This window comes from Barnesiella sp. An22 (genome assembly GCF_963931395.1).
GTDB classification, from domain to species: domain Bacteria; phylum Bacteroidota; class Bacteroidia; order Bacteroidales; family Barnesiellaceae; genus Barnesiella; species Barnesiella merdigallinarum.
This window is the reverse complement of the sequence record NZ_OZ007014.1, coordinates 1869635-1891151: the sequence shown is the minus strand read 5'-3', so window position 1 is coordinate 1891151 and position 21517 is coordinate 1869635. Positions and strand designations below refer to the sequence as shown.

At 53.4% G+C, this 21517-nt stretch carries 21 protein-coding genes and 1 other RNA gene; 14 read left to right on the top strand and 8 right to left on the bottom strand.

Annotated features, from left to right (window positions below; genetic code table 11):
- Nucleotides 1–32: 32 nt before the first annotated feature.
- From ABGT88_RS07740 to queC, 4 genes are all read right to left on the bottom strand, one after another.
- Nucleotides 33–1109 (bottom strand): aldose epimerase family protein, encoded by a 1077-nt coding sequence (locus ABGT88_RS07740; protein WP_087407501.1) that lies wholly within the window; start codon nucleotides 1107–1109, stop codon nucleotides 33–35.
- A 286-nt stretch (nucleotides 1110–1395) separates the two neighbouring features.
- Complete coding sequence (locus ABGT88_RS07735) at nucleotides 1396–1977, bottom strand: radical SAM protein (protein WP_087407502.1); 582 nt, start codon at nucleotides 1975–1977, stop codon at nucleotides 1396–1398.
- Nucleotides 1974–2333, bottom strand: a complete 360-nt coding sequence (locus tag ABGT88_RS07730) for a 6-carboxytetrahydropterin synthase (protein WP_087407503.1) — start codon at nucleotides 2331–2333, stop codon at nucleotides 1974–1976. The genes ABGT88_RS07735 and ABGT88_RS07730 overlap by 4 nt, the downstream gene beginning before the upstream one ends.
- A gap of 20 nt (nucleotides 2334–2353) precedes the next feature.
- Nucleotides 2354–3007 (bottom strand): 7-cyano-7-deazaguanine synthase QueC, encoded by a 654-nt coding sequence (gene queC / locus ABGT88_RS07725; protein ID WP_346701356.1) that lies wholly within the window; start codon nucleotides 3005–3007, stop codon nucleotides 2354–2356.
- 406 nt (nucleotides 3008–3413) lie between these two features.
- Here queC and ABGT88_RS07720 point away from each other — a divergent pair, with 406 nt between their 5' ends.
- The 5 genes from ABGT88_RS07720 to ABGT88_RS07700 all read left to right on the top strand — a co-directional run bounded on the left by ABGT88_RS07720 (nucleotide 3414) and on the right by ABGT88_RS07700 (nucleotide 6821).
- Nucleotides 3414–3842, top strand: a complete 429-nt coding sequence (locus tag ABGT88_RS07720) for a hypothetical protein (protein ID WP_258327221.1) — start codon at nucleotides 3414–3416, stop codon at nucleotides 3840–3842.
- 71 nt (nucleotides 3843–3913) lie between these two features.
- On the top strand, nucleotides 3914–4210 hold the full coding sequence (gene trxA / locus ABGT88_RS07715) for a thioredoxin (protein WP_258327222.1): 297 nt from the start codon (nucleotides 3914–3916) through the stop codon (nucleotides 4208–4210).
- A gap of 174 nt (nucleotides 4211–4384) precedes the next feature.
- Nucleotides 4385–4960, top strand: a complete 576-nt coding sequence (locus ABGT88_RS07710) for a chromate transporter (RefSeq protein WP_087407507.1) — start codon at nucleotides 4385–4387, stop codon at nucleotides 4958–4960.
- A gap of 9 nt (nucleotides 4961–4969) precedes the next feature.
- Entirely contained in the window at nucleotides 4970–5518 is a 549-nt protein-coding gene (locus tag ABGT88_RS07705) for a chromate transporter (protein ID WP_346702844.1), read from the top strand.
- 10 nt (nucleotides 5519–5528) lie between these two features.
- Nucleotides 5529–6821: a folylpolyglutamate synthase/dihydrofolate synthase family protein gene (locus ABGT88_RS07700; RefSeq protein ID WP_346701353.1), complete on the top strand. Its 1293-nt coding sequence runs from the start codon at nucleotides 5529–5531 to the stop codon at nucleotides 6819–6821.
- On the opposite strand, the gene ABGT88_RS07695 is transcribed toward ABGT88_RS07700, so the two are convergent.
- From ABGT88_RS07695 to rnpB, 3 genes are all read right to left on the bottom strand, one after another.
- Entirely contained in the window at nucleotides 6802–7179 is a 378-nt protein-coding gene (locus ABGT88_RS07695) for a RidA family protein (RefSeq protein ID WP_289540910.1), read from the bottom strand. The genes ABGT88_RS07700 and ABGT88_RS07695 overlap by 20 nt on opposite strands.
- An 11-nt stretch (nucleotides 7180–7190) precedes the next feature.
- A complete protein-coding gene (locus ABGT88_RS07690; protein ID WP_258327224.1) occupies nucleotides 7191–8564 on the bottom strand; it encodes a YihY/virulence factor BrkB family protein in 1374 nt (457 codons plus the stop codon).
- Nucleotides 8565–8597: 33 nt separating this feature from the next.
- Nucleotides 8598–8946, bottom strand: an RNA gene (gene rnpB / locus ABGT88_RS07685) — RNase P RNA component class A.
- Between the two features lie 276 nt (nucleotides 8947–9222).
- On the opposite strand from rnpB, the gene ABGT88_RS07680 reads away from it, so the two are divergent.
- From ABGT88_RS07680 to leuB, 8 genes are all read left to right on the top strand, one after another.
- Nucleotides 9223–10722 carry a Do family serine endopeptidase gene (locus ABGT88_RS07680; protein ID WP_087407512.1) on the top strand — a complete coding sequence of 500 codons (1500 nt, stop codon included), beginning with the start codon at nucleotides 9223–9225 and terminating at the stop codon, nucleotides 10720–10722.
- Between the two features lie 233 nt (nucleotides 10723–10955).
- A complete protein-coding gene (locus ABGT88_RS07675; RefSeq protein WP_008862117.1) occupies nucleotides 10956–11816 on the top strand; it encodes an RNA polymerase sigma factor RpoD/SigA in 861 nt (286 codons plus the stop codon).
- A gap of 133 nt (nucleotides 11817–11949) precedes the next feature.
- On the top strand, nucleotides 11950–12564 hold the full coding sequence (locus tag ABGT88_RS07670; RefSeq protein WP_346701350.1) for a hypothetical protein: 615 nt from the start codon (nucleotides 11950–11952) through the stop codon (nucleotides 12562–12564).
- Nucleotides 12565–12879: 315 nt separating this feature from the next.
- A complete protein-coding gene (locus ABGT88_RS07665; RefSeq protein WP_087407514.1) occupies nucleotides 12880–14376 on the top strand; it encodes a 2-isopropylmalate synthase in 1497 nt (498 codons plus the stop codon).
- A 10-nt stretch (nucleotides 14377–14386) separates the two neighbouring features.
- Complete coding sequence (gene leuC, locus ABGT88_RS07660) at nucleotides 14387–15781, top strand: 3-isopropylmalate dehydratase large subunit (RefSeq protein WP_346701348.1); 1395 nt, start codon at nucleotides 14387–14389, stop codon at nucleotides 15779–15781.
- A gap of 12 nt (nucleotides 15782–15793) precedes the next feature.
- Complete coding sequence (leuD, locus tag ABGT88_RS07655; protein ID WP_298664064.1) at nucleotides 15794–16384, top strand: 3-isopropylmalate dehydratase small subunit; 591 nt, start codon at nucleotides 15794–15796, stop codon at nucleotides 16382–16384.
- A gap of 10 nt (nucleotides 16385–16394) precedes the next feature.
- Nucleotides 16395–17942: an alpha-isopropylmalate synthase regulatory domain-containing protein gene (locus ABGT88_RS07650; RefSeq protein ID WP_162611664.1), complete on the top strand. Its 1548-nt coding sequence runs from the start codon at nucleotides 16395–16397 to the stop codon at nucleotides 17940–17942.
- A gap of 11 nt (nucleotides 17943–17953) precedes the next feature.
- The gene (leuB, locus tag ABGT88_RS07645; RefSeq protein WP_346701345.1) at nucleotides 17954–19030 is read left to right on the top strand and encodes a 3-isopropylmalate dehydrogenase; all 1077 of its coding nucleotides are present in this window, start codon (nucleotides 17954–17956) and stop codon (nucleotides 19028–19030) included.
- A gap of 89 nt (nucleotides 19031–19119) precedes the next feature.
- Here leuB and ABGT88_RS07640 read toward each other — a convergent pair whose 3' ends face one another.
- The gene (locus ABGT88_RS07640) at nucleotides 19120–20307 is read right to left on the bottom strand and encodes an OmpA family protein (RefSeq protein WP_346701343.1); all 1188 of its coding nucleotides are present in this window, start codon (nucleotides 20305–20307) and stop codon (nucleotides 19120–19122) included.
- 276 nt (nucleotides 20308–20583) lie between these two features.
- Between ABGT88_RS07640 and ABGT88_RS07635 the strand changes: the two genes are divergently transcribed.
- Complete coding sequence (locus tag ABGT88_RS07635) at nucleotides 20584–21453, top strand: murein hydrolase activator EnvC (RefSeq protein WP_258327230.1); 870 nt, start codon at nucleotides 20584–20586, stop codon at nucleotides 21451–21453.
- The last annotated feature ends 64 nt before the right edge of the window (nucleotides 21454–21517 follow it).

Sequence of the window (21517 nt, the reverse complement as noted above, 5' to 3'; positions counted from 1 at the left end):
TAAATTAAAATGATTGTAATTTATATAACTGATTATTTTTGAATCGAAAACTTGAACTGGGTGTGACTTTCGAATTTCTCGTGCGGACGTAAAATGACCGACGGATAGTTCTCATGGTTGGGACTGTCGGGGAAGTGTTGGGTCTCGAGACAGAGAGCGGCCCGCATGGGATAGCGCTGGCCGTTCTTGCCAATGAAATTGCCCGTCATCCAGTTACCGGTATAGAGCTGCACGCCGGGTTCGGTCGTATACACATCGAGCACGATGCCCGTCTTGGGCGATATGCACTCGGCACAGAAGGCAAACTCGCCCGGGTGTTTCTTGTTCAGTACGTAGGTGTGGTCATAGCCCTTGCCGTAGATGAGCTGAATGAAAGGCTCGTCGATGCGGCTCCCCACCTCGTAGAGTTTTCTGAAATCCATCGGGGTTCCCTCTACGGACGATTTCTCGCCATAGGGAATGGCTGTATCGTCGGTAGGCAGATAGTAATCGGCATCGATGCACAGCAGATGGTCGCCGATATAGGGATCGCCCGCTCCCGAAAGGTTGAAGTAAGAGTGGTTGGTCAGGTTGAGAATCGTAGCCTTGTCGGTCTCGGCCAGATAGGTAATATCCACGGCGTTTTCGTCGGTGAGTTTGAAGGTGACCTTTACCCGCAGGTTGCCGGGGAATCCCTCTTCGCCGTCGGGCGACAAGCGCGAGAACTCGATGGTCTGGCCATCGATCTGGCGGGCATCCCATACCTGGAAGTTAAAGCCCTTGATACCGCCGTGCAGCGTGTTGGGGCCGTTGTTGATGGCCAGCTTGTCGTACAGCACACCGTCGATTGTAAACTTACCTTTGGCAATACGATTGGCATATCGGCCGCACGTAGCACCAAAATAAGGTTCTTCCGAAGAGAGGTATTCCTGTATATTGTTGTGACCGGTAACTACATCTGTCATTTTCCCCGTTTTGTCGGGAACCATAAGCGAAACGATACGAGCCCCGTAATTCGTCAAGGCCAGTTCGCATCCGTTCTTGTTCACCAATACATAGAGGGCTGTTTTCTTTCCATCGACAACTCCTTGAAAATGTGTCGGATTCAAGCCTGAAAGAGTCATATCCATATTCTTCTTTTTAAGGTTAACTGAATTATTGATTGATTGTGTAAAGTTAATGTTATCTTTTTTTCTTGCAAAAATTTTGGGCGGCTTTTACTTAAAATTATTCCGATTGTTAATATTTAACAAAATTTTATACACCAAATCTTGAAGGAACTTAGTTTCCTCACAACACCGATAGAGCTTCTCGGTCAAACGGCTCTATCTAAACAGCTTATATGAAAAGCTTTTCTCCGGGCCCATGGCCATGCCCGGTACTCTCCCACCCTCCTGACTCGGCAGAGATTGTTCTTCACGGAATATGGATGAGTTTGTGTGTCTGGAGCGAAAGTCGCCACTCGGGATGCTCCTTGATATAGGCCACTGCTCCATCGAGCAGAGAGGCATTGCGGTCTGCATCGCCGGTATCGCAGGGCTGCAAACTGCGACAGGCACCGTACGAGCAGGCCATCGCCTCGTAGGGAGCCATATCCTGCCCCTCATAAACCACCTTGAGTTCATCGACCCGCCCGATTTTCACGGGCAGAGCCTTGGGCGAACAGGTAATCCAGTCGATTGCGGCGACCACATCGGGCTCCAAAGCTATCGAGCCATTGGTCTCGATTTGTACGAATTTCCCCGCCTCATGCAGTTTATCGACCAGCAGGCGAGTAAGTTGCAAGGTAGGCTCACCGCCGGTAATCACCACATGCCGGGCCGGATACGAAGCAATGGCTGCCACAATATCGTTTTCGGTATAAAGAGTATAATCGTCGTGGCGGGTATCGCAAAAACTGCAACGCAGGTTACACCCCGACAACCGGATAAAGATGGCCGCCGTGCCGGTGAACCGACCCTCGCCCTGCAGGGAATAGAAAATTTCGTTGACTCTCATAGGGCAAAATCGTCATCGGCACAGTCGTCTACCCGATAGACGGCAATGTTTCCGCCGCTCTCCTGTACCTTGGTCTTATAACATTCGGGTATCTGCTCGGTTATCCAGCGGGCTATGTTCTCGGCCGTGGGGTTGAAGGGCAACAACTCGTTGAGGTTACCGTGGTCGAGATAGCCGTGAATCTTGTCCTTGATGTGCTTGAAGTCGCACACCATACCGTCGGCATTGAGCTCCCGGGCCTTGCAATAGACGGTAACAATCCAGTTGTGGCCGTGCAACTGCTCGCACTTGCTTTCGTATGAGAGCGTCAATGCGTGCGCTCCCGCAATCTCCATAGTCTTTGCAACGTAATACATATCGATGCTCTGTTCTTTTGTTATTCTTCGTATTCGGTAGGGTCGTCGATTCCGGCATCGCGCAGGGCCTCTTTGCGCTCGACACAGGTACCACACTTGCCGCAATGCTTCTCGCCGCCCTTGTAGCACGACCAGGTCGCGGCATAGTCGACGTGCAACTGCTTGCCCCGGCGGGCGATGTCGGTTTTGGTAATCTCGGTATAGGGTGCCAATATCTCGATATGCTCGTAGGTTCCCTCGCGCATGGCTTCGTTCATGGCCCGGATGAAGGAGGAGCGGCAGTCGGGATAGATGGCATGGTCACCACCGTGATTGGCGATGAGTACCCGCTTGAGCCCGTTGCTCTCGGCTATGCCGCAGGCTATCGACAGCATGATGCCGTTGCGGAACGGCACGACGGTGCTCTTCATGTTCTCGTCGGCATAATGGCCCTCGGGTATCGCCTCGCCCCCGCTCAGCAACGAACTTTTGAAATACTCCTTCATAAAGGCGAGCGGTATGACAATGTGCTTGATACCCAACTGCTCGCAATGGAGCCGGGCAAACGGTATCTCTCTGGCATTGTGATTGGCCCCGTAATCGAACGATACCCCCAACGCTATGCGGTCGGCATACTCGTGCAGCAGTGTGATGCTGTCCATGCCGCCCGAAACGACTATCAACGAATCTTTCATACTCTTCTTTTCATTAAATTCTCCCGGGTAAAAACTGCCTGTCCCCACAACCCGGATATAATCAGGAACTCGCGGCGAGCGACAACCGGGCCTCTTCTACATACCCAAACGGCTCACTTCAAACCTTGCCGAACGGCTGTCAACCTTCGTTATGTGCAAAGATAAACTAAAAATTGCAATACTCCCGGCAAATAGCTCATAAGCCTTTCAAAAAATAGTTATCTTTGTAGAAAAGATAAAGCGGCCAAGGCAAAGCATCACAGGCTCGTCAGACTTTTGCCGTCGGCTGCAGACATCGTTTTACAAAAGAAGGGGGATACTTTCGGCAAAAGGGTACCGACAGACGGGTCACCCGACCGACGACTTCCCCCCTTTTGCTTCATGTACCATCAAATTCAAACCCGCAATGAAAGCCAAGACACGCGTTCGCATCATATTCCTTACCCTCACCGCACTGGCCGTCGGTTTTCCGCTGCTGTTTCTCACGGCGCCGCCTGTCCCGCATCCGGTGGGACCCGAGGTGATTGCCATCTCGTTTGTCGAGAACCTCACCAACGCCAATTTCGACGAAGCCCGCAAACTGGTCACACCCGAATCGGTCGAGACCGTACACCTGTTCGAGACTCTGGTGGGAAGCCAAAGCGACGAATTGAAGAGCGAACCCACTCATTTCACCGTATCGCGTTCGGAGATGAATGCGACACAAGACACCCTCTTTATCGATGGGAAACTATTCTTTTCGAACAAGCATAAAATCATACGGCGCATCAGTCTCGTTCTGGTCAATCGCGAAGGACGTTGGTTGGTCGACTGTCACGACAACAACATCTTTTAGTACAACGAACCAAACGACTCGCACAGCCGTTACTTGCACGATTATATATCGATTGTTTAATACTTATTGCAATGGGAAAATTTCAGGAAATTATTGCCGGCAACACGCCGGTATTGGTCGACTTCTTTGCCGAATGGTGCGGCCCCTGCAAAATGATGAAGCCGGTACTCGAAGAGTTGAAACACAAGATGGGCGACAGACTCATTGTCCTTAAAATCGACATCGACAAAAACCAGCCGATGGCCATGGCCTACCAGATTCAATCGGTACCCACACTCATCCTTTGGAAAAACGGGCAGATTGCCTGGCGGCAGTCGGGGGCGCTTCCCCTGTACGAGCTGGAGCAAATTCTATCGTCCTATCTCTGAGAAGAGAGTCCACGGCGAGAGAGAGTTACCAAGTTTTCCATCACGGAAGAGTAGCTTTTTATCGCGTGTACCATATTATTTCGTACCTTTGCAGCGCCTAAAAAAGAGGGGCCAGGCGATTGTGACCCATAGCCTGCCCCTGTTTTGTACTTATATCGAACAGAGCAAAAGCCTATGAAAGCAGGTATATATCTGAAACTATTTACGTCGTTCCTGAAGATAGGAGCCTTTACCTTCGGAGGCGGCTGGGCCATGATACCCATTATCGAACGGGAGGTTGTAGACAAGCAGCAGTGGATCAAGCGCGAAGACTTCATCGACGCTCTGGCCATCGCCCAATCGCTGCCGGGTATCCTGGCCGTAAACATCTCGATTCTGGTGGGCAACCGGTTACGGGGCCTGAAGGGCAGCCTGACCGCTACGCTGGGCACGATACTACCCTCGTTCCTGATTATCCTGGCCATCGCCATCTGGTTCGTACAGGTCTACGACAACCCGGTAATCGAAAGCATCTTCAAGGGTATACGACCGGCCGTAGTCGCACTCATCGTGTCGCCCGTACTCTCGACCGCCAAGACAGCCCGCATCAACCTCAAAAACGTAATCATCCCTATCGTCGTAGCCCTGGGTATCTGGATGGGAGGCATCTCTCCTATCTGGTTCGTCCTGCTGGGTGGTATCGGCGGCGTCATTTATTACAATCACATCATCAGTCGCATCAAAAAGCGGTATAACGAGAAAAAGAAATAAGCCATGTGGATTGTCTATCTTAACTTGTTCTGGGCCTATTTGAAGATTGGCCTGTTCGGATTCGGCGGCGGATACGCCATGCTCTCCCTCATTCAGCACGAAGCGGTCGAGGTCATCCACTATGGCGAAAGCCAACCGTGGCTCACCCCTACCGAGTTCACCGACATCGTGGCCATTTCGCAAATGACCCCCGGCCCCATCGGTATCAACAGTGCCACCTATGTAGGCTATGTAGCCACGGGCAACAGCGTGTGGGGCTCGCTGGTAGCCACCTTTGCCGTGTGTCTGCCCTCGTTCATTCTGGTACTGATGATCAGTCACTTTATCCTCAAGCACAAAGAAAATCCTATTATCAAAAGCATATTTGCCGGTTTACATCCCGTAGTCGTGGGGTTGATTGCCTCGGCAGCCCTGCTGCTTATGAACAAGGAGAATTTCCCCGACTACACGCTGAGTATCGCCATCGCGGTCGTCTCGTTCGTGCTGGTGCACTACACCCGGCTACACCCCATACTGGTGATTGTTCTGGCCGGTGTGGCGGGATATGCTCTCTATTAAACAGACGATCATGAACTACGAAGAGACTTTGGAATATCTATACCGGCAGCTCCCGGTGTTTCAGCAAGTAGGGAGCGCAGCTTACAAACCGGGATTGCAAAACAGCGAAGCACTCGACGAGTACTTCGGGCATCCCCACCGCAAATTCCACACCCTGCACATCGCCGGCACCAACGGAAAAGGTTCAGTATCGCATCTGCTGGCCTCGATACTGCAGTTCAACGGCTATAAAACGGGGCTGTATACATCGCCCCACCTGGTGGACTTCAGAGAGCGCATACGCATCGACGGCCAAATGATTCCCCGTCAGGAGGTCATCGACTTTGCCGAGAAGCATCTGGCTCCCACGCTCCACATCCACCCCTCGTTTTTCGAGTTGACCATGATGATGGCCTTCGACTATTTTGCCCGCCAGGCGGTCGACGCAGCCGTCATCGAGGTAGGATTGGGCGGACGTCTCGACAGTACCAACATCATCACTCCCGACTTGTGCGTGATTACCAACATCAGCTACGACCATGTGCAGATGCTGGGGCACACCCTGCCCCAGATTGCCCGCGAGAAGGCCGGCATCATCAAACACGGCATCCCCGTAGTCATCGGTGAGGCACAGGGCGAGGTCAAACAGGTATTCATCGACAAGGCCAGCGAGGTGGGTGCCCCTATCTTCTTTGCCGAGGAGTGCGTGCGCTTCGACTCGGCCCGGCAGAGTGCCCGCGGATGGGAATTCGACTCGCCGGCATATCCCCACCTCTTCGGCGAACTGGGCGGCCTCTGCCAGGAGAAGAATGCCGCCACCGTGCTCACAGCTGTGGCTCGTCTGCGCGAGCTGGGCTATCGCATCACCGACCAATCGGTCTACGAAGCCTTTGCCCACGTCACCCGGCTCACCGGATTGATGGGCCGCTGGCAGCAGTTGCAGGCATCGCCCCGACTCATCTGCGACACCGGCCACAACACCGGCGGCATGCAGTATATTGCCCGCCAACTACGCAACGAGCACTACGACACGCTGCGCATCGTCATCGGTATGGTCAACGACAAGGATATTTCGGGGGTACTGGCCATGCTGCCCAAGGAGGCTACCTACTACTTTACCCGGGCCTCGGTTCCCCGAGCCCTGCCGCAAGACAAACTCGAAGCGCTGGCTACCCAGGCCGGGCTGAAGGGGCGGAGCTTCCCCACGGTAAAAGAGGCGGTAACGGCCGCACAAAAAGAGAGCCGCCCCGAAGACCTTATCTTCGTAGGCGGCAGTACCTTTATCGTGGCCGATTTGTTACAGTTTATGCCTTTACCGCAATAACTTCGATTTCGACCAATGCCTGCTTGGGCAACTCTTTGACGGCGAAAGCCGAACGGGCCGGGAAGGCTCCCGAGAACTGTTGGGCATAGACCTCGTTCATGGGGGCGAAGAGCGACATGTCGGCCAGGTAGACCGTGGTCTTGACGATGTGATCGACCGTACAACCGGCCTCGGCCAGTATGGCCTTGATGTTTGCGAACGATTGGCGAGTTTGCGCCTCGATGCCCTCGGGCATGGTGCCCGTAGCCGGGTCGATGGGGAGTTGTCCCGAAAGGAAAATCATACCGCCGGCTTCGATAGCCTGGCTGTAAGGCCCGATGGCCTTGGGTGCTGCAGTCGTGGAAATTACTTTTTTCATATGTCCGTAGTTTATTTTTGCGGGAGTTCCACACGGCTCTCCTCGATTTCTAAATCTTTCAAACCAACCTTGTCGCCGGCCTCTTCCATGAGCCGACGGGTATCGACGATAACCCGCCACTCGCGGGGAAAGTCGTCCTTCAAATTATTGATGAAGTCTTCATCGCCCTCGCGATCGATAGCCCGCAACAGATAGCCTACCGACAGTTTATTGATGTCGATAGCCGGCTGGTAGGCAGGCACCCGCTCCTCCTCCGAGAGGGTTTGCGACACGACACCGGCCTCTTCCAACGTCTCGACTGTCCGCTCCACCAACTGTATGGGTATGGCATAACGGCGCGAAATCTGCCCCTTGGTCAGGGGCGGCAGCCCGTCTCTGAAACGATGCACGATGACCGTAGCAATAACCAGCACGATGTAGTCGGAGTAGCGGCGCGAAATCTGGTTGGTCTCCTTCTCGAAATTGAAATTGACTACATTCTGAGACGAATAGGTAAGCACCGCCCCGAACAGACAGATGAGCCACGAGAACTGCATCCAGATAAGCAACAGCGGCAGAAATGCGAAGCTACCGTAGATGGCATTGTACTTCGACACCCATATCTGTCCCGATATATATATGTATTGAAATATCTGGAAAGACGTTCCGCAAATGAGACCCGAGATGAAGGCATACTTGAACTTTACCTTCGTGTTGGGGATGAAGATATAAATGGCGGTAAAAAAGAGGGCCGTAAGGATGTAGGGAGCCAACCGGAAGACCCAGCGCAGCAACGGCGTCATGAACTCAAACACCACCGACGAGTTGAGCATGGTAGACATGAAGAGGGAAAAACCGCTCGAGGCCACCATAAGGATGGGCAGAATCAGAAACATCGAGGTGTAGTCGGTCACCTTGCGATAGAACGAGCGACCGCCCTGCACCTGCCAAATATCGTTGAAAGCCTTCTCGATATTCGATAGCAGACTGATAAGCGTCCACAGCAGAAAACAGAGGCCTATCCCCACAAATACCCCACCCTTCATCTGGTCGAGGTATTGGTCGACAAAACTCAACATATACTCCAGCGCCTGACGCTGGGCCGGGAAATAATCGAAGAGCTGGCTCTGCATGATGTGCTGGAAACCGAAACCCTTGCAGATGGCAAAGAGCATGGCCAGCGCCGGCACAATAGCCAGAATGGAACTGAAGGTCAAAGCCGAAGCCTTCTCCTGCAACTTCTCGTTCAGGAAGCAGCGGACCGACAGGTTCAGGGTTTTGAGTATATGGATGTGCAGTTTATACTCGGTAATATGCCATATATCGACCGAGACAAATTGCCAAAACCACCTCACCCACGAACTGACTCGAGCAAAAAACGAGGGTTTCTTCTTACGCTTAGCCATATATTTATATTGCTCGGAACATATTTCACAAAAAAATACAGCAGGCCTGTAAGCCGGGTTATGTACTCCCTTGCGGGAGCGTCTGTCATTTATCTCGACCCTGTGTCACCACAGGGCTCTAGCGGTTTACCCCCCGGCATCGGGCGAGCAACCCTACAACGCCGGTATACATAACCTTACAACCCATAAGACGTACGGCACTCTACATTGCTGTAAAGCCCGGTGAGCTCTTACCTCACCTTTTCACCCTTACTGCTTGCGCAGCGGTTATTTTCTGTTACGCGACTCTACCCTCACGAATAGCTTCCCGTTAGGAAATATGGTGCTCTGTGTTGCCCGGACTTTCCTCCCGCACAAGGCGAGCGACAGACCGTCCTGCTGTACGAGACAAAGATAAGCATAAAAATGGCAAAGAAGGCAAAAGTGTCAGCCGATTTTTGACAAATAGATAATTTAACAGTCAATCTGACATACCAATCACCCCCTCAAGTTCGTTTTTTACTTGTGCGCCGCGTTAACCCCTGTTAAGCCGCTATCCCGCTTATTAAAAGAGCTTAAAAAGAGGTTGGCACGATTATAATGGCACGAGAAATGTATTAAATTTAACGTCACAAAAACTTAAATACAACAGAATATTAACACTTAAAACAAATAGATTATGAATTCTTACGGAAAAAAATTGATGGGTATTGCTTTAGTGGCAATCCTAAGTTCCGGGGTTACCATCGGAGCATTCAGTTTAATCAATAGATCCGCCAATTCAAAAATCGAGGATCAACCACTCGAAAGCGGTTATGCACAGCCCACCCGCTTCACACGAGTTGCCAACCATCCGGCTGTCGAGACCGACTTTACCATAGCGGCCGAAAACACGGTCAATGCCGTGGTAAGCATCAAGTCGACCTCTACCCCCAAGCAAAGCCAGATGGGCGGATTTACCGACCCCTTCTTCGAATACTTCTTCGGACAGGGCGGCCGTAACATCGAGCCTCAACCCCGTACGGGTCTGGGTTCGGGTGTAATCATCACCCCCGACGGATATATCGTGACCAACAACCACGTGGTCGAAGGGGCCGACAAGCTCGACATCACCCTGAACGACAACCGCACCTTCAACGGCCGGGTAATCGGCACCGACCCCTCGACCGACCTGGCCCTGATTAAAATCGATGCCAAAGACCTGCCTATCGTCAAATTCGGCGATTCGGACAATCTGAAAGTGGGCGAATGGGTATTGGCCGTAGGTAACCCGCTGGGACTTACCTCGACCGTGACGGCCGGTATCGTCAGCGCCAAAGCCCGTAGCATCAGCGCTCTCAACCCCCACAGCCAGAAGATGGGTATCGAGGCCTTCATCCAGACCGATGCAGCCGTGAACCCCGGTAACAGTGGCGGTGCACTGGTCAACACCGCCGGCGAGCTGGTAGGTATCAATACCGCCATCTACTCCGAGACCGGTAGCTATGCAGGCTACTCGTTTGCCATTCCTACCTCGATTGTGAGCAAGGTCATTGCCGACCTCAAGGAATACGGAACCGTACAACGTGCCGTGCTGGGTATCGGATATGTCGAAATCAACTCCGACGTAGCCAAGGCCAAGAACCTCGAGGTACAAGAGGGTATCTATGTTGGCGAGGTTTATAACCGCAGCGCTGCCATGGAGGCCGGTATCAAGGAGGGCGATGTAATCACCTCGATCAACGATGTAAAAATCAAGAACGGTGCCATGCTCTCCGAGCAGTTGAGCAAATACCGTCCCGGCGACAAAATCAAAATCGGGTTGCTGAGAGGCAAAGAGTCGAAGACCGTATCGCTCACCCTCAAGAACAGCCAGGGTAATACCGAGATCACCAAAATCGCCGGTATGGACTCGCTGGGCGCCGGATTCAAGGAGCTCGACGCCAAGAGCTTGAGAGAGATGAATATCCGCTACGGTGTACAGGTTATCGGCCTGAAGAACGGCAAATTCAAATCGGCCGGTATCAGAGACGGGTTTGTCATCCTCGAAATCAACAACACCCCCATGAAATCGGTAAGCGATCTGGAGAGCATGTACGACTCGATTGTGAAGTCGAACCAACCCCAGAAAGTAATGTTCATCACGGGTGTATACCCCAATGGAAAGATGATGTACTACGCCGTAGATTTGGCTGACTAATCATACCGGGGATAAGGCTCGCGAGGGCCTTATCCCTGTTTCTGTATCCAAATTCCAAATATCATTAACGAGGGAAACAGAACGAACCATCGAGCGTTGTATTGATGCGGATGATAAAGCCTCGGTTCTCAAATCGAGGATTTTACCGACACGCGTTCAAAATTAAACATTTTTTGTTACGTTATTAACAACAAATATACTATATTTGCAATCCCAAATCTCTATATTGCAAGATGAGACAATTAAAAATTACAAAATCGATTACCAACCGGGAGAGTGCATCTCTGGATAAATACCTGCAAGAAATCGGACGCGAGGACTTAATTACGGTAGAAGAAGAGGTAGAGCTCGCCCAACGCATCAAAAAAGGCGACCATGCAGCTTTGGAGAAGTTGACGAGAGCCAACTTGCGTTTCGTTGTTTCGGTTGCCAAACAATATCAAAATCAGGGATTGAGCCTCCCCGACTTAATCAACGAAGGAAACTTAGGATTGATCAAAGCCGCCGAGAAATTCGATGAAACCCGAGGTTTCAAATTCATCTCTTATGCCGTATGGTGGATTCGTCAGTCCATTCTGCAAGCCTTGGCCGAGCAATCGCGTATCGTACGCTTGCCGCTCAACCAGGTAGGCTCACTCAACAAGATAAGCAAGGCGCTGTCGAAATTCGAACAGGAGAACGAACGTCGCCCGTCGCCCGAAGAGCTGGCCGAAGAGTTGGATATACCCGTCGACAAAATCTCCGATACGCTGAAGGTATCGGGCCGTCACATCTCGGTCGATGCCCCGTTTGTCGAGGGCGAAGACAACAGTCTGCTCGACGTGCTGGTCAACGACGACTCCCCCATTGCCGACCGCTCGCTTATCAACGAGTCGCTCTCGAAAGAGATAGACCGGGCACTGAAACAACTCACACCGCGTGAAAGCGAAATTATCAAAATGTTCTTCGGCATCGGTTGTCAAGAGATGACCCTCGAAGAGATTGGCGATAAATTCGGTTTGACCCGTGAGCGTGTACGCCAAATCAAAGAGAAGGCCATCAGACGGCTCCGCACCGCCTCGAGAAGCAAATTGTTAAAAACTTATTTGGGTTAACTGCCTGCCCGTAAAGACAGTAAAAAAACCGACCTGCATGCAAGTCGGTTTTTTTATTTTAAATTTTTTTCTTGCGCTTCGATTGCTTAATCGCCAGAAATCCTCTATCTTCGTTTTCACAAAGCATATCATTATGAACAAATACCTATATCGTATCTTATTGCCGGTTATCCTGTTCGTTTCGGTACAAAATGCAACAGCACAAGAGTCGACCACAGGTTTTGAAGACGGCAACAACCAGTATGTCATGCGGGAAAGCAACCTGGCCGACCTCGGTGAGGACAAAAAGATAAAACCCTTTACCTTCGGAGCCGAGGTAGGCGCCTCGATCGACATGGCAGGTAACGACCTCTCGACCTTCGATGTCGACATCTTTGCCGGCTATCGCTCGTCGATGATCAAGTGTCTGGGGCTGGGTGTTGGTCTGCACAACTCCTTCTCAAGCAATCGCCAGTACCTCCCCATCTATCTGCTGTTCCGTAGCAACCTGCTCAAAAACAAATCTCTCTTCTTTGTCGACTTTCGGGCCGGTTACTCAAGCAATCAGATGTGCAAGGGCGAGAATCAAGGCGGATTTTTCGGATCGGCCGGACTGGGTATCAACCTCTCGGTAAGCAAACGATTCGGGTCGCATCTGCTCATCGGTTACAACTTTTACCAGGTATCACCCTTCACCGACGAAAAGGGAGCCTTCCAGGACATCAACGGGAATCACTTGGTATCGGTACGGTTGGGGCTCAGTTTCTAAGAGCCCGGTCTCGAGTTGCAAATAGATACGTTTTAGCGGGAATCGATTGCAAAAAACCAACCTATCTCAATAAAAACAGTCTTTTTATTTTGTTTTCTCGAAATAATAATTACCTTTGCAATCGCATCAAGCCAATACGACATGACTATATCGCTGCTAAATAACCTGATTATTATTATTGATCTTCTATCGAACAGTCCCGACGAGAAGTGAGAATCAGTGTTGCGCAGTAAACCGATAAAGAAACGTATATAGCCTTTCTCACGAATATGTTGGGAAAGGCTTTTTTTATTAACCTCATATATGTGTAAAAGTATGTCAGACAGATTGTACATTTTCGACACTACCCTACGAGACGGCGAGCAAGTGCCCGGCTGTCAGCTCAACACCGTAGAAAAAATACAAGTGGCCAAAGCGCTCGAAGCCCTCGGGGTCGACGTCATCGAAGCCGGATTCCCGGTATCCAGTCCCGGCGACTTTGCATCTGTCGTAGCCATATCCAAGGCCGTGACCTGGCCCACCATCTGTGCCCTCACCCGGGCAGTCGAGAACGACATCAAGGTAGCGGCCGAGGCCCTGCAATATGCCAAGCACAAACGCATACACACCGGTATAGGCACCTCGGACTACCACATCAAATACAAGTTCAACTCGACTCGCGAAGAGATTGTCGAGCGGGCTGTCGCTGCCGTCAAGTATGCCAAACGATATGTCGAGGATGTACAATTCTACGCCGAAGATGCAGGCCGTACCGACAACGAATATCTGGCTCGCGTCGTCGAGGCCGTCATCAAGGCCGGGGCCACCGTCATCAACATACCCGACACCACCGGCTACTGCCTGCCCGACGAGTTCGGCCAGAAGATTCGCTACCTCATGGAGCACGTCGAGGGGATAGACCGCGTGGTCATCGCTACCCACTGCCACAACGACCTGGGTATGGCTACGGCCAACACCATGGCCGGCATCCAGAACGGAGCCCGGCAGGCCGAGGTGACCATCAACGGCATCGGCGAACGGGCCGGCAACACCTCGCTCGAGGAGGTAGCCATGATTTGCAAGTGCCACCACGACCTGCAAGTCGAAACCAACATCAACACCCAGAAGATTTACAGCACGAGCCGCCTCGTATCGAATCTGATGAATATGCCGGTACAGCCCAACAAGGCCATCGTGGGACGCAACGCCTTTGCCCACTCGTCGGGCATCCATCAGGACGGCGTGCTGAAGAATCGCGAGAGCTACGAGATTATCGACCCCAAAGAGGTGGGTATCGACGAAACCTCGATTGTATTGACCGCCCGCAGCGGACGAGCCGCCCTCAAGCACCGCCTTCACCTGCTGGGCATCGAGCTCGACAAAGAGGCGCTCGACAAAGCCTATGAGGCGTTCCTCAAACTGGCCGACCGCAAAAAAGACATCAACGACGACGATATACTGATGCTCGTGGGTAAAGAGCGCACGGCCAATGCCCGCATCCGCCTCGACTTCCTGCAAGTAACGGCAGGCGTAGGCATCAAGTCGGTAGCCAGCATCGGGCTCGACATTGCTGGCGAAAAGTTCGAGGCTGCCGCTTCGGGCAACGGACCCGTCGATGCCGCCATCAATGCCATCCGCTGCATCATCCACCGCAAGATGGTGGTGAGCGAATTTCTCATCCAGGCCATCACCCGAGGCAGCGACGACGTAGGCAAGGTGCACATGACCGTCGTCCACAACAACGCCTCCTACTACGGCTTCTCAGCCAATACCGACATCGTAGCCGCCTCGGCCGAAGCCTTTATCGACGCAATCAACAAATTTATCATATAAATCACACGACATGAACACGTTATTCGACAAGATATGGGACGCCCACGTAGTTACCTCGGTAGCCGGTGGTCCCGATCAGCTCTACATCGACCGGCACTACTGCCACGAAGTGACCAGTCCGCAGGCTTTCAACGAGTTGCGCGAACGTAAGTTGAAGGTATTCCGCCCGCAGAAGACCGTCTGCTCGCCCGACCACAACATACCCACGCTCCACCAGGACCGACCCATTGCCGACCCCGTGTCGCGCAACCAGGTCGACACGCTCGCCCGCAACGCCCGGGAGTTCGGCCTCACCTACTACGGTCTGGGCAATGAGAAGAACGGCATCATCCACGTAATCGGACCCGAGTACGGGCTCACCCTGCCGGGCATGACTATCGTATGCGGCGACAGCCACACCTCTACCCATGGAGCCTTCGGCGCCATCGCCTTCGGTATCGGTACCAGCGAGGTAGCTATGGTACTGGCCTCGCAGTGCATCTTGCAGCCCAAACCCCAAACCATGCGTATCAACATCGAGGGACAACTCGCCCCCGGTGTCACCGCCAAAGATATAGCCCTCTATATCATCGCCCGGATGACTACAGGCGGGGCTACCGGCTACTTTGTCGAGTATGCCGGCGAGGCCATCCGCGCCCTCAGCATGGAGGAGCGCATGACCGTATGCAACCTCAGTATCGAGATGGGAGCCCGCGGCGGACTGATTGCCCCCGACGAAACCACCTTTGCCTACGTCAAGGAGCGCGAGTTTGCCCCCAAAGGCGAAGCCTGGGACCGGGCCCTCGCCTACTGGAAGACGTTGCACAGCGATGCCGATGCCACCTTCGACCGCGAGGTGACCTTCCAGGCCGCCGACATCGCGCCTCGCATCACCTACGGGACCAACCCCGGCATGGGTATTGCCATCGACGAGGCCATCCCTACGGAAGAGAGTATCGACGAGAGCGGCAAGCTGTCGTTCCGCCAGGCGCTTCGCTACATGGGCTTCGAGGCCGGCGAAAAGCTGCTGGGCAAAAAAATCGACTACGTCTTCTTGGGCAGTTGCACCAACGGTCGCATCGAAGACTTCAGAGCCTTTGCCCGACTGGTGAAGGGGCATCGGAAAGCCGACCACGTGACCGCCTGGCTCGTGCCCGGTTCGCAAGCGGTAGCCCGCCAGATCAAGGCCGAAGGGCTCGACCGCACGCTGGCCGAAGCCGGGTTCGAGATACGTCAGCCGGGCTGCTCGGCCTGCCTGGCCATGAACGACGACAAAGTGCCGGCCGGCAAATATGCGGTATCGACCTCGAACCGCAACTTCGAAGGGCGTCAGGGCCCCGGAGCCCGCACCATCCTGGCCGGGCCGCTGGTAGCGGCAGCCGCAGCCATCACGGGTGAGATAACCGATCCACGAAAATTTTTATAACTTTACACTGCCATGATTGAAAAAATAAATATCATAACCTCGTCGTGCATTCCCCTTCCCCAGGAAAATGTCGACACCGACCAAATCATTCCGGCCCGATTCCTCAAAGCCGTATCGCGCGAGGGATTCGGCGAAAACCTCTTCCGCGACTGGCGCTACGACAAGGAGGGGAAACCCGTGGCCGACTTCGTGCTCAACAACCCCGCCTACTCGGGCCAGATACTGGTAGCCGGCAAAAACTTCGGCAGCGGCTCGAGCCGCGAGCATGCCGCCTGGGCCATCGCCGGGTATGGATTCCGGGTGGTGGTATCGAGCTTCTTTGCCGACATCTTCAAGAACAACGCCCTCAACAACGGGGTGTTGCCGGTCGTAGTCTCCGAAGAGTTCCTGGCCGACCTCTTCCGCCATATCCAGGCCAACCCGAAAGCGACCGTAACGGTCAATCTCGAGGCGCAAACCATCACCGACAACACCAGCGGCGTATCGGAACATTTCGAAATCAATCCCTATAAAAAGAGCTGCCTGCTCAACGGTTACGACGACATCGACTATCTGCTCAGCAAAAAGCCGCAAATCGAAGCGTGGGAAGCCTCACACCAGTAAACGATTGCCTATGTTTATAGAAATCATGGATACAACGCTGCGGGACGGCGAACAGACCTCGGGGGTATCTTTTGCCCGGCAAGAAAAATTGAGCATTGCCCGGCTGCTCCTCGAGGAGTTGAAGATCCCCCGCATCGAAATAGCTTCGGCCCGAGTCTCGTCGGGCGAATACGAAACTGCCACCCAACTGTGCGAATGGGCCCGGAAACGAGGACACATCGACAAAATAGAGATTCTGGGATTCCTCGACAACGGAGCCTCGATCGAGTGGATACGCTCGTGCGGGGCCCGGGTGATGAACCTGCTCTGCAAGGGCTCGGAAAAGCACTGCACCTTCCAGCTCAAAAAGACGGTACAGGAGCATATCGCCGACATCAAGGCAGCCATAAGAAAGGCTCGGGAAGCCGGACTGAAAATCAACCTCTACCTCGAGGACTGGTCGAACGGCATACAGCACTCGCCGCAATATGTCTACCAACTGGTCGACGCACTGAAGAACGAAGCCGTAGAGCGGTTCATGCTGCCCGACACGCTGGGCATTCTCAACCCGCTCCAGACCCTGAAGTATTGCCGGGCCATGCGTCGCCGCTACCCCAACCTGCGGTTCGACTTCCACGCCCACAACGACTACGACCTGGCCACGGCCAACACCTTCGCAGCCGCCCTTACCGGCATACAGGGGGTGCACTGTACCGTCAACGGACTGGGCGAACGGGCCGGGAACGCGCCTCTTACCAGTGTATTGGCCGTCCTGCACGACCAGGTGAAGGCCACGACGGGTGTCACCGAAAACATGCTCAACAAGGTGAGCCGCATCGTCGAATCCTACTCGGGTGTGCGGGTAGCCGCCAACAAGCCCATCATCGGCGAGTCGGTCTTCACCCAATGTGCCGGCGTCCATGCCGACGGCGACAACAAGAACAACCTCTACTACAACGACCTGCTGCCCGAGCGCTTCGGCCGCAAACGCGAGTATGCCTTGGGCAAGACCTCGGGGCGGGCCAACATCCGCAAGAATCTCGAATCGCTGGGCATCGAGCTCGACGAAGAATCGATACAGCGGGTTACCCAACGGGTGGTCGAGCTGAGCGACAAAAAAGAGATGGTCACCCCCGAAGACCTCCCCTACATCATCTCCGACGTGCTGAAGCACCAGACCATCGCCCAGCACGTGAAGGTGGTCAACTACACCCTCAACCTCTCGCAGGGGCTCAAGCCGGTAGCCATTATCGCCATCGACATCAACGGCCAGGTGTACGAGGGGGCATCGACCGGCGACGGTCAGTACGATGCCTTTGTAAAGGCCATCCGCAAAATCTACAAGGAGCAGCTGGGCCGCACCCTGCCCCTGCTCACCAACTACACGGTGAACATTCCGCCGGGTGGTCGCACCGACGCCCTCGTGCAGACCGTCATCTCGTGGGACTACAACGGCGGCGTGCTGAAAACCCAGGGCCTCGATGCCGACCAGATGGAGGCCGCCATACAGGCCACCATCAAAATGCTCAACCTCATCGAAGATAAAGAACACAAGGAACACATCATAGCAAATTCTTAAAACACAACCGCATGAAGGAATTACATATCGCAGTATTACCGGGCGACGGCATAGGCCCGGAGGTAGTGGAACAGGCCTTGAACGTGACTCTGGCCGTCGGTAAGAAATTCGGTCACACCATCTTGCACGAAACGGCCCCGGTGGGAGCCTGCGCCATCGAAGAAACCGGCTCGCCCTACCCCGACTCGACCCACGAGTTGTGCATGCGCTCCGACGCCGTACTGTTCGGTGCCATAGGCTCGCCCAAATACGACAACAACCCCAACGCCAAGGTTCGCCCCGAGCAGGGATTGCTCGCCATGCGCAAGAAGCTGGGGCTCTTTGCCAACATCCGCCCCATCACCACCTTCCCGGGGCTGATTCACAAGTCGCCCCTGCGGGCCGAACTGATTGACGGGGCCGACTTCATGTGCATCCGCGAACTCACCGGCGGCCTCTACTTCGGCCGTCCGCAAGGCCGCAGCGAAGACGGCAGCGTGGCCTACGACACCTGCATGTACAGCCGCGAAGAGATTACCCGCATCGTACAGCTCGCCTACGACTATGCCATGCGCCGACGCAAGAAGGTGACGATGGTCGACAAGGCCAACATCCTGGCCACCTCGCGGCTCTGGCGCGAAGTGACACAAGAGATTGCCGCCGAATATCCCGAAGTAGAGACCGAGTTTCTCTTCGTCGACAACGCCGCCATGCGCATGATTCAATGGCCCAAGAGCTTCGACGTCATCGTGACCGAAAACATGTTCGGCGACATCCTCACCGACGAGGGGTCGGTCATCACCGGCTCGCTGGGCATGCTGCCCTCGGCCTCGATCGGGTTGCACACCTCGGTATTCGAGCCCATACACGGCTCCTACCCGCAAGCCGCCGGCAAAGACATAGCCAACCCGCTGGCCACGATTCTGTCGGCCGCCATGATGTTCGAATACGCCTTCGATCTGAAAGCCGAGGCCGACCTCATCAGGCAGGCCGTGGCCGAGTCGATGAAAGCCGGCATCGTAACCGAGGATATTGCCGACCCGGGAGCCCCCACCTGCCACACCCACGAGGTAGGCGAGTGGATTGTAAAATGGATTGAGCAACATTAAGACCGAACCGAGTCGCACTACCGACATACAAAAAGCGGGTGACCTGCACACAAGGTCACCCGCTTTCGCATTAAAAACAGACTCTGTTGTCACTGGGCCGAACCGGCAAAGACGACGATGCGGTTCCAGTTATTGTTCTTCGGATACAGTTGCGAGTCGCTGCCGTTAGCTACGATTTGTATCCGTTTTTTATCGATGTTGTATTTCCCGGTGAGCAGCTTTACCACCGATTCGGCACGGCGTTGGCTCAGTTGCTTGTTATACTCGGGAGTACCCGTATCCTTGTCGGCATACCCTATCACCGAGATATTGCACGAGGGGTTGCTCTTGAGCCACTGGGCGATGTTGTAGACGTTGACCATCTCTTCGTCGGAGACCACGGCACTGTTGATGGTGAAGCGTACCACACCGGTCAACTCCTGGTTGCAGCTGGCCGGCTCAACAACCGTTACCTCCTCGACAACCGGTTCGGGACAGGGCGGGCACTCCACCTCTTGCGACTCACACTCCTCGAGCTGGCCTCTCAACCGGTTCACTTTGTTGTTCAGCTGGTTAATCATCATCTGGTCGGCATACGCATCATAAGCTTTGAAGCGCTCTTTACCGAACTTAATCGAGAAACCGCCGACAGCCGAAACGACACTCTCAACCTCTTTTCCCTCGACAATACCGTTGAAGTGGTCGCCAATGAGGTTGCCACGACCTTCGAGGAAGAAGTCGACATAGTGCGACAATCTGAAATTCAACTTGATACCGGCCGTAATGGGGAAAGCATAGGTCTTGCTGCCATACGGCGTATTGTGGAACGAATAGATACCACCGGCACCGGCAAAAGGAATAATCGAGAAGACACGACGCTCGTTATAGCCGTGGAAGGTGTTGAACATATCCCACATCAAATCGCCATAGACTGCAGCGTAACGCATGTGCGTCATCACCCCTTCGGAGAATGGCCAGTTGGTATGCAGGGCTCCACCCATAGCCGACAGACGGAATCCCAGATAAGGGCTTATCCACTTGCCTACGGCAAAGTTCATGGCCAAGGTATATTGAGCATCGCCCGTGTGCTCGGTCAAGAAAGTCTGACCACCGGCACCCAACGAAATGAACCAGTTGTTTTTATGGCTATCGGAGTAGTATCGAGGCTTGCCGGGCAGAACCTCGGTCACCGAAACATCTTCTTCGACGATAATCGCTTGTGCCGAAGCCGATTCGACATATCCGCAAAGCGATGTTGTAGCCGCAGCTACTGCTAAAAAAAAGAATTTTGTTTTCATCTTCATGCGTTTTAGTTATACAATTTTGCTGTTTACAGTTCAAAAAGAGAGCAGCCGGTCGTCGCTACTATCTGTTTTTGTAACCTAAAACAACCGGATAAAAGAATGTGTTCACCGGCCGAAGAGAAAAGAATAGGAAAAATCCATACTATTTAGCCCTTGTAAGCGTCTCATAAAAAATGAAAACAGCATATAGCGGTTGGTAATAAATTACTAAATTTGCACGTAGCCGATGAATATCATACCTTTATAGTAGCAAACAGAGTCATAGAATCTATGAAACGAAATAAAAAGAGTTCCGATTTCTTTCCCCGGAAACGATCCAAATACAAACTGACCTTCTTCAACGAGAGTTCGCTGGAGGATGTGTGGACCATCTGTTTCTCGCGGACGGGAGCCATCATAACCGCCATACTACTCGTTGCCCTTATCGTCATAGCCATACTCTCGATTATCGTAGGTACCCCGGTGAGGAATCTGCTGCCCGGCTACCTGAAGGCCGAAGAGCGTATCGAGATGGTCGACAAAATCCTGCGGGTCGACTCGCTGGCTGCCGAGGTGCAACGGCGCGATGCCTACATCGAGAACCTCGCGGCCATACTCACGGGCGAAATCAAAATCGACTCCATCGGCCAGCAGGCCGACAGTCTGCTCTCGACCCGCAGAGATACCCTGCTGCCCCAGTCGCAACGGATGAAAGAGTATGTAAAGCAGTACGAACAGGAAGAGAAATATACCCTCAACGTCTTTACCCCCACCACCCCTATCGACGGCAAACTCTTCTACACGCCGCTGAAGGGCGAAATCGTGCAGGGCTACGACCCGCATGCGGGACACTTCGGCGTAGAGGTGCAGTGCCCGCGCAATACGGCTGTATCGTCGGTGCTCGACGGGACCATCGTCTCGGCCGGATACACTCCCGACTATGGCTATGTGGTGGCCATACAGCACAGCAACAACTATCTGTCTATCTACAAATACAACTCGGGCATCCTGAAAGCTATCGGCGAAAAGGTGCTGGGCGGCGAGAAAATTGCCGTTACCGGCTGGGGAAAGGGCAAATCGTCGAAACAATCGTGCACAGCCGAATTTCAGTTATGGCACATGGGACAATCGCTCGACCCCGAAAAATATATTACTTTCTGACCTCGATTCGCAGAAGATAGACTTTATTTTATACCTTTGCATAGTTTAACCCGAGGATTCTGAC